At 68.2% G+C, this 6,000-nt stretch carries 3 protein-coding genes and 1 pseudogene; 1 reads left to right on the forward strand and 3 read right to left on the reverse strand.

Going from position 1 to position 6,000, the window contains the following annotated elements; translation table 11 throughout:
* Positions 1 to 73: 73 nt before the first annotated feature.
* From LZ012_RS17300 to LZ012_RS17310, 3 genes are read right to left on the reverse strand one after another with little or no spacing between them, the layout of a single operon-like run.
* The gene (locus tag LZ012_RS17300) at positions 74 to 2,704 is read right to left on the reverse strand and encodes a sensor domain-containing diguanylate cyclase (protein ID WP_275712154.1); all 2,631 of its coding nucleotides are present in this window, start codon (positions 2,702 to 2,704) and stop codon (positions 74 to 76) included.
* Positions 2,705 to 2,740: 36 nt separating this feature from the next.
* Complete coding sequence (locus LZ012_RS17305) at positions 2,741 to 3,766, reverse strand: cytochrome d ubiquinol oxidase subunit II (protein ID WP_275712155.1); 1,026 nt, start codon at positions 3,764 to 3,766, stop codon at positions 2,741 to 2,743.
* Positions 3,759 to 5,147 (reverse strand): cytochrome ubiquinol oxidase subunit I, encoded by a 1,389-nt coding sequence (locus LZ012_RS17310; RefSeq protein WP_275712156.1) that lies wholly within the window; start codon positions 5,145 to 5,147, stop codon positions 3,759 to 3,761. The genes LZ012_RS17305 and LZ012_RS17310 overlap by 8 nt, the downstream gene beginning before the upstream one ends.
* Positions 5,148 to 5,464: 317 nt before the next feature.
* Here LZ012_RS17310 and LZ012_RS17315 point away from each other — a divergent pair.
* Positions 5,465 to 6,000 (forward strand): annotated as a pseudogene (locus tag LZ012_RS17315) (hypothetical protein); the annotation flags it as partial.

The following is a 6,000-nucleotide window of genomic DNA, read 5'->3' on the forward strand; positions in this document are numbered from 1 at the left end:
TTAACAGGCCGGCTGGCCGCTTTCCGTGTCGATAGCACTCGATCCAGACAGGGGTAATTCATGCCCGGGTCCCCTAATGCCGGGTCGGCCGCCGTTCGCCCTGGGCCAGGGCGCTGGAGAAGGCGAGGTCCATGCTCGGGTCCCAGCGCATGACGCGGTCGCGGCCTTCGTGCTTGGCGGCGTAGAGCGCCGCGTCGGCCCGCCTTAGCAGGCTGTCGGCCGAATTGCCGTCGAGTTCGGCGATGCCGATCGACACGGTGATAGCGGGCAGGCGCACGCCGTTGTGGGTCAGGCGGTGGCCGCGGATTTCCTGGCGCAATTGGTCGAGGCGGGCGAAGCCTTCTTCGATGTGCGCCCGCGGCATGATCACCGCCAGTTCCTCGCCACCGACCCGGCAGGCGATGTCGTAGGCGCGCACGAAGTCCTGCAGCTGCTCGGCGACGGTGCGCAGCACCCGGTCGCCTGCGTCATGGCCGAAGCTGTCGTTGAAAGACTTGAAGTGGTCGATATCGATGATGCCCAGGATCAGGCCCTCGCCGGTCCGTTCCGAGCGGCTGACCTCACGGTGGAGCACTTCGTCGAAATAGCGGCGGTTGAACAGGTCGGTCATCACGTCGTGCACCGCCTGCTCGCGCAGCGAGGCGCGCAGGCGCAGGTTGCCCAGCGACAGCTTGAGGGCGTCGGCGAACAGTTCGGCGCCCCAGGTGATGGCGCTCAGTTCGTCGCTGTTCATCTTGCGGTGTGCGATGAGATGGAGCACGCCGGGGCGTTCGAAGCTCTTCAGCAGCGGCGCGCAGATGGCATGCTGGATGCCCGGAGGCAGCGTGGGCCCGGCACCGAAATGGCCGCACACCGGCGACAGCGCCGAGGAATCGGCATTTGACTGGTGCAGGTGGCCGCGGCGCACGGCCCAGCAATCGGTCTCCTCGGTGCGTTCGGAGGTGAACGGCTCGCCCCAGCTGGCGATGACTTCCATCAGGCCGCTGACCCCGGCCACGGTCAGCGCGCCGCTCCAGTCCGGGAAAAGCTGCGGCCCGCCCTGGGTGATGATCTGCCGGCTCTCGGCCTCGTTTTCGCAGACCTGCAGCAGCTCGGTGAATTGCTGCAGGGTCTGCATGAAGTGCTGGGTCGCGGCCATTTTCTGGACCATGCCCTGCAGGGTCAGATTGTGGGCGGCGATGTTCGATTCGGCTTCCTTGAGGCGGTTGATGTCGACCAGGTAGGCGCGTAACGCGGATGCCTCGGGCCGGTCGGCCACGACGTGCAGCACGTACCACCGCCACGAGTTGTCGGCGCGCACGACGCGCACCTCGCGCTGGACCGGTACCCCCGGCTGGTCGACGACGCGGACCATCAGCTCGGCCAGGCCATCGGCATCGTCGCGGTGGAACAGCGCGGCGAGCGGTTCGCCGAGCGGCTGGTGCTGTTCCGGATAGCCGCGCGCATCGGGCAGGTTGGACGAGGCGTGGCGCAGGCGATGTGGTGGCACCGCCTCGAAGGTGAGGACGATGACCGGCCCGCTGGCGAACAGCCGGCGCTCGGCGAGCAGCGCGTATTCGGCGCGCTTCAGGCGGTCGATGTCGACCAGCGTGCCGAGGACCCGCTGCGGACGACCATCGGGGAAGTGCTCGACGACCCGGGCATTGACCATGACCCAGTGCCAGCTGTTCCGGGCCGAGCGCAGGCGCAGTTCGCACAGCGCCTGCTCGCGCTGGCCGCGCGCCAGCTGGCGCAGCAGGCGCTGCGCCAGGGCCGTCTCGTGCGGATGGCACAGCTGGCGCCAGGGATCGGGTATCCGGCTCAACTGGGTCGCTTGCTCGTCCTCGTAATCGAGCATGCTGGCCCAGGTGCCGCCCAGGCTGAGGGTGCCGGTTCTGATTTCCCACTCGAAAATGCCGACGTCGGCGCTCTGTATGATGTGTTCGCAGCGCCGTTCTTGGTAGTGCACCAGACTATCCTTTTCGACACTGGCGGCCTGCAGGCGGGCGGCCAGCTCGGCCTCGGGCGAGGCGGCGTCGCGCAACTGGCTGTCGCGGCCGAGCAGGCGCTGGATGAGCATGAACAGCGCGATGGTGGCGCCGGTATCGAGTACGACCACCCGGCTCAGCCACGCCGACTCGTCTACTACCGCGGTGCCGTGGTCGGCCGGCCACCAGGCCAGGCGGAAAATCTGCGGCAGCAGGATACCGACGGCGAGCAGCAGCAGCGCCCCGACATTGCGCCAGGCCGAGGGGCTTTCCGGCGAAATCAGCATCAGGGCGGGAAACAGGCAGACGAAGACGAGGCCGGCGGCGAGCAGCAGGAGCGGCCACAGCATGCCGAACGGGGTGACCTGGGCGATGCTGGCCGGCGGCAGCAGGGCCGCCGCGGTCAGCGCCCCGGCCGCGCCGAGCACGCGGCGCAGCGGCTGGCGCGAGGTCTCCAGCAACAGCGCGGCCATGATGCCGCCGACCAGGGGCGGCACGGCGAGCAGCGCGGCGTCGAGTTCGCCGAGCGTGGGGGGCAGCGACGACAGGGCGAGCTGGCTGAGCAGCACGGCGCTCCACCAGCCGAAGGCGATGACGATGCTGGCGGCCAGCAGCCGGCCGAAAGACTGGCCGGTCTGCGGCGACCAGCGCTGGGCGAAAGTCACGAAACAGGCGCCGGCGATGGCGGCGAAGCCGAAGGAGAGGACGCTCAGCCAGGAGAGATCGAGATTGGACATGATCTTGCGCGGATTCCGCGGACCGTGCTCCGTCGTTCAGCCGTAGCCGAGGTGGGTGGCCTTGCCGCGGAACACCCAATAGGCGAAGACGGTATAGGCGAGGATCAGGGGCAGGACGAAGGCCACGCCGGCGAAGATGACGGCCAGCGACTCGGGGTCGGCGGCGGCCTGCCAGATATCGAGGCGCTGCGGGACGACCCAGGGAAACAGGCTGTAGGCCAGGCCGTGGAAGGCGAGCACGAAAATGGCGATGGCGGCGGCGAAGGGCAGCCAGGTGCCGCCCTCGTCGCCGGCGTCCAGTTGCGCTGGCAGGCGGCGCAGGGCGACGGCGGCAACGGCGAAGAGGACGGCGGTGATGATCGGGAACGGCGCCAGCAGGAAGACGTTGGGGACGGCGAACCATCGGGCGAAGATGTCCGGGCTGAGCAGCGGCGTCGCCAGCGACACCCCGGCGATGCCCAGCGCGGTCAGCCACAGTGCCCACCAGCCCCAGGTTGCTGCCCGTTGCTGCAGCGTTCCCTCGCACTTGAGCAGCAGCCAGCCGGCGCCGAGCAGGCAGTAGCCGGCGGCCAGGCCGAGGCCGATCAGCGCCGCGAACAGCACGTTGCCCGGCGTGCGCGCGAAGCCGAGGATGAACAGGCCGAGCATGTAGCCCTGGGCCAGGGCGGCGAGCAGCGAGCCGACGAAGAAGGCGCGGTTCCACCACTGCCGGTGGCGATCCTGGGCCTTGATCCGGAAGTCGAAGGCGACGCCGCGCAGGATCAGCCCGGCCAGCATGGCCGCCACCGGCAGGTAGAGGGCGCCGAGGATGACGCCGTGGGCGAGCGGAAAAGCCGTGAGCAGCACGCCGATGCCGAGCACCAGCCAGGTTTCGTTGGCATCCCAGAAGGGGCCGATGGAGGCGACCATCAGGTCGCGCTCTTCGGCGTCATCGGCCAGCACCAGCAGCATGCCGACGCCGAGGTCGTAGCCGTCGAGCACGACGTAGATCAGGATGGCCAGCCCCATGATGATCATGAAAGCCAGGGGCAGCCAGCCGGCCGGCTGGGTGAGGTCAGGCATGGCCGTGCTCCCCGGCATGGCGGGCTTCGGCGCGGAAGGGATCGAGGTCCGGGTTGAGCGGCGGGACCGGATGGCCGGGGCCGGCCTGGCGGGCCAGATGGAAAAGGACGCCGACGAAGGAGGAGAGCAGCAGGACGTAGAGCCCCAGGTACATAGCCAGGCTGAGCGTCACGGTGTCCGCCGGCACCGGCCCGGCAGCCGCGGCGGTGGTCAGCACGCCCTGCACCAGCCAGGGTTGGCGGCCGATTTCGGTGACGTACCAGCCGGCGAGCAAGGCCAGCCAGCCGGAAAAGGTCATCGCCACCAGGGCACGGCCGACCAGCGGCCCCGGTTGGCCGTGCCGGCGCAGTTGCCACAGTGCGCTCCACGAGACGACGAGCATCAGCAGGCCGATGCCGACCATCAGACGAAAGGCCCAGAACACCGGGGCGACTGGCGGATGGGCGCCGGGAAATTCCTTGAGGCCGCGCACCTCGGTATCCGTCGTATGGCCGAGGTAGAGCGAGGCCAGGCCGGGGATGGCGATTTCGTAGCGGTTGGCCTGCGCCGCCTCGTCGGGAATGGCGAAGAGCACGGCGGGCGCTGCGCGCTGCGTATCCCACAGCCCTTCCATGGCCGCCAGCTTGGACGGCTGGTGGTGGAAGGTGTTGATGCCGTGCAGGTCGCCGACCGCGATCTGCAGCGGTGCGAGCAGCGCGGCCAGGCCGACCGCGCTGGCCAGGGCGGCGCGCACGTCGCTGCCCTGATCGCCGCGCCGCCAGCGCCAGGCCGAGATGCCGGCGATCAGGAAGGCGGTGACCAGCCCGGAGGCGGTCAGCATGTGCACGAAGCGGTAGGGAAAGGACGGGCTGAACAGCACGGCCAGCCAATCGGTCGGATGCGCCTGGCCATCTACCATGGTGAAGCCGGTGGGCGTCTGCATCCACGAATTGAGGGCGAGAATCCAGAAGGCCGACAGCGTGGTGCCGACGGCGACCAGCAAGGTGGCCAGCGTATGGATGCGGCGGCTGACCCGGCCGGCACCGAACAGCATGATGCCGAGGAAGGAGGCTTCGAGGAAGAAGGCGGTCAGCACCTCGTAGGCGAGCAACGGGCCGGCGACGTTGCCGACCGTGTTCATGTAGCCCGGCCAGTTGGTGCCGAACTGGAAACTCATGGTGATGCCGCTGACCACGCCGATGGCGAAGCTCAGCGCGAAGATCTTGACCCAGAAGCGGTAGGCGTCCATCCACGCGCCGTCGCCGCTGCGGCCGTGGCGCAGCTTGAAATAGAGCAGCACCCAGGCCAGCGCGATGCTGATCGCCGGAAACAGGATGTGGAAACTCATGTTGGCGGCGAACTGCAGGCGGCTCAGCAGCACGGGATCGGCGAGGGAATTCATGGCGCCGCGCCCGGTCGGTCAGTCAGCATTGGTCTCGCTCCTCGGCAAATGGGCCTGTACGGAGTCACGTGCACGGGCCACCGGTCCCTTACCTTCACATTTGCAAGCAATGCTGATGCCGAGTCTGTCCTGAGCCGGTTGGCACGGGGGCCGGTGCGCCGTGTAGATTTCACCAGCTCCTGCAATTTTTACCGTGCCCCGCCGCCGCGGCCGCCCCGAGGCGGGCGGTCGTCGCCGGCGGGCCCCATAGTTGCTGCGTAACGAGACGCCGTGTTGCGGCGCGGCTTATCCCTATTCAACTCATTCAGGAGATCGACATGGCGCAAGCAAGAACAGGAAGCGAGAAATCGTCGGAACGGCATCCGCCGGGCCGGGCCGGACAGCAGTCCGAAGCAAGGGAATCCAGCGGCATGAAGGCCGAACGGGGTGGCAGCGAAAGATCGGAAAAAGGACAGGACAGAGAGCAAGGACAGCAGATCAGAGGACAGAAATCGAATGGCCGTGGCAGCCAGGAAAGCGGCTCGGGCGAAGGACGCCAGCGCCGTTCCGAAACGATCAACATGGCGACCGGCGCCTTGCGCAGTTTCGGCCAGTTCTGCGACATGCAGGCGGCGACGGCGCGCATCATGTGGCGCGCCCAGGTGCGTGCCGCGTCGGCTTTCGGGCTGCCCGACTATTCGCGGATGTTCGAGGTCGAGGATGACCGCGCCACCCGCCTGTTCTCGGCGGCCACCGAGAATATCGTGCAGTTCGTCGACCAGGAGGGCGAGGTCCTCAACGAGGTGCCTTCGCAGGTCTTCCGACTGTTCGAGAAACAGGCCATCGACGTCACCGAGCGCTGGAAATACGGCCT

Source organism: Dechloromonas hankyongensis (assembly GCF_022012295.1).
In the GTDB taxonomy this organism is placed as follows: domain Bacteria; phylum Pseudomonadota; class Gammaproteobacteria; order Burkholderiales; family Rhodocyclaceae; genus Azonexus; species Azonexus hankyongensis.

Coding starts and splice junctions, on each gene's coding strand:
- LZ012_RS17305 (WP_275712155.1), bottom strand. CDS start 3,766: ATGCCTGACCTCACCCAGCCGGCCGGCTGGCTGCCCCTGGCTTTCATG.
- LZ012_RS17300 (WP_275712154.1), bottom strand. CDS start 2,704: ATGTCCAATCTCGATCTCTCCTGGCTGAGCGTCCTCTCCTTCGGCTTC.
- LZ012_RS17310 (WP_275712156.1), bottom strand. CDS start 5,147: ATGAATTCCCTCGCCGATCCCGTGCTGCTGAGCCGCCTGCAGTTCGCC.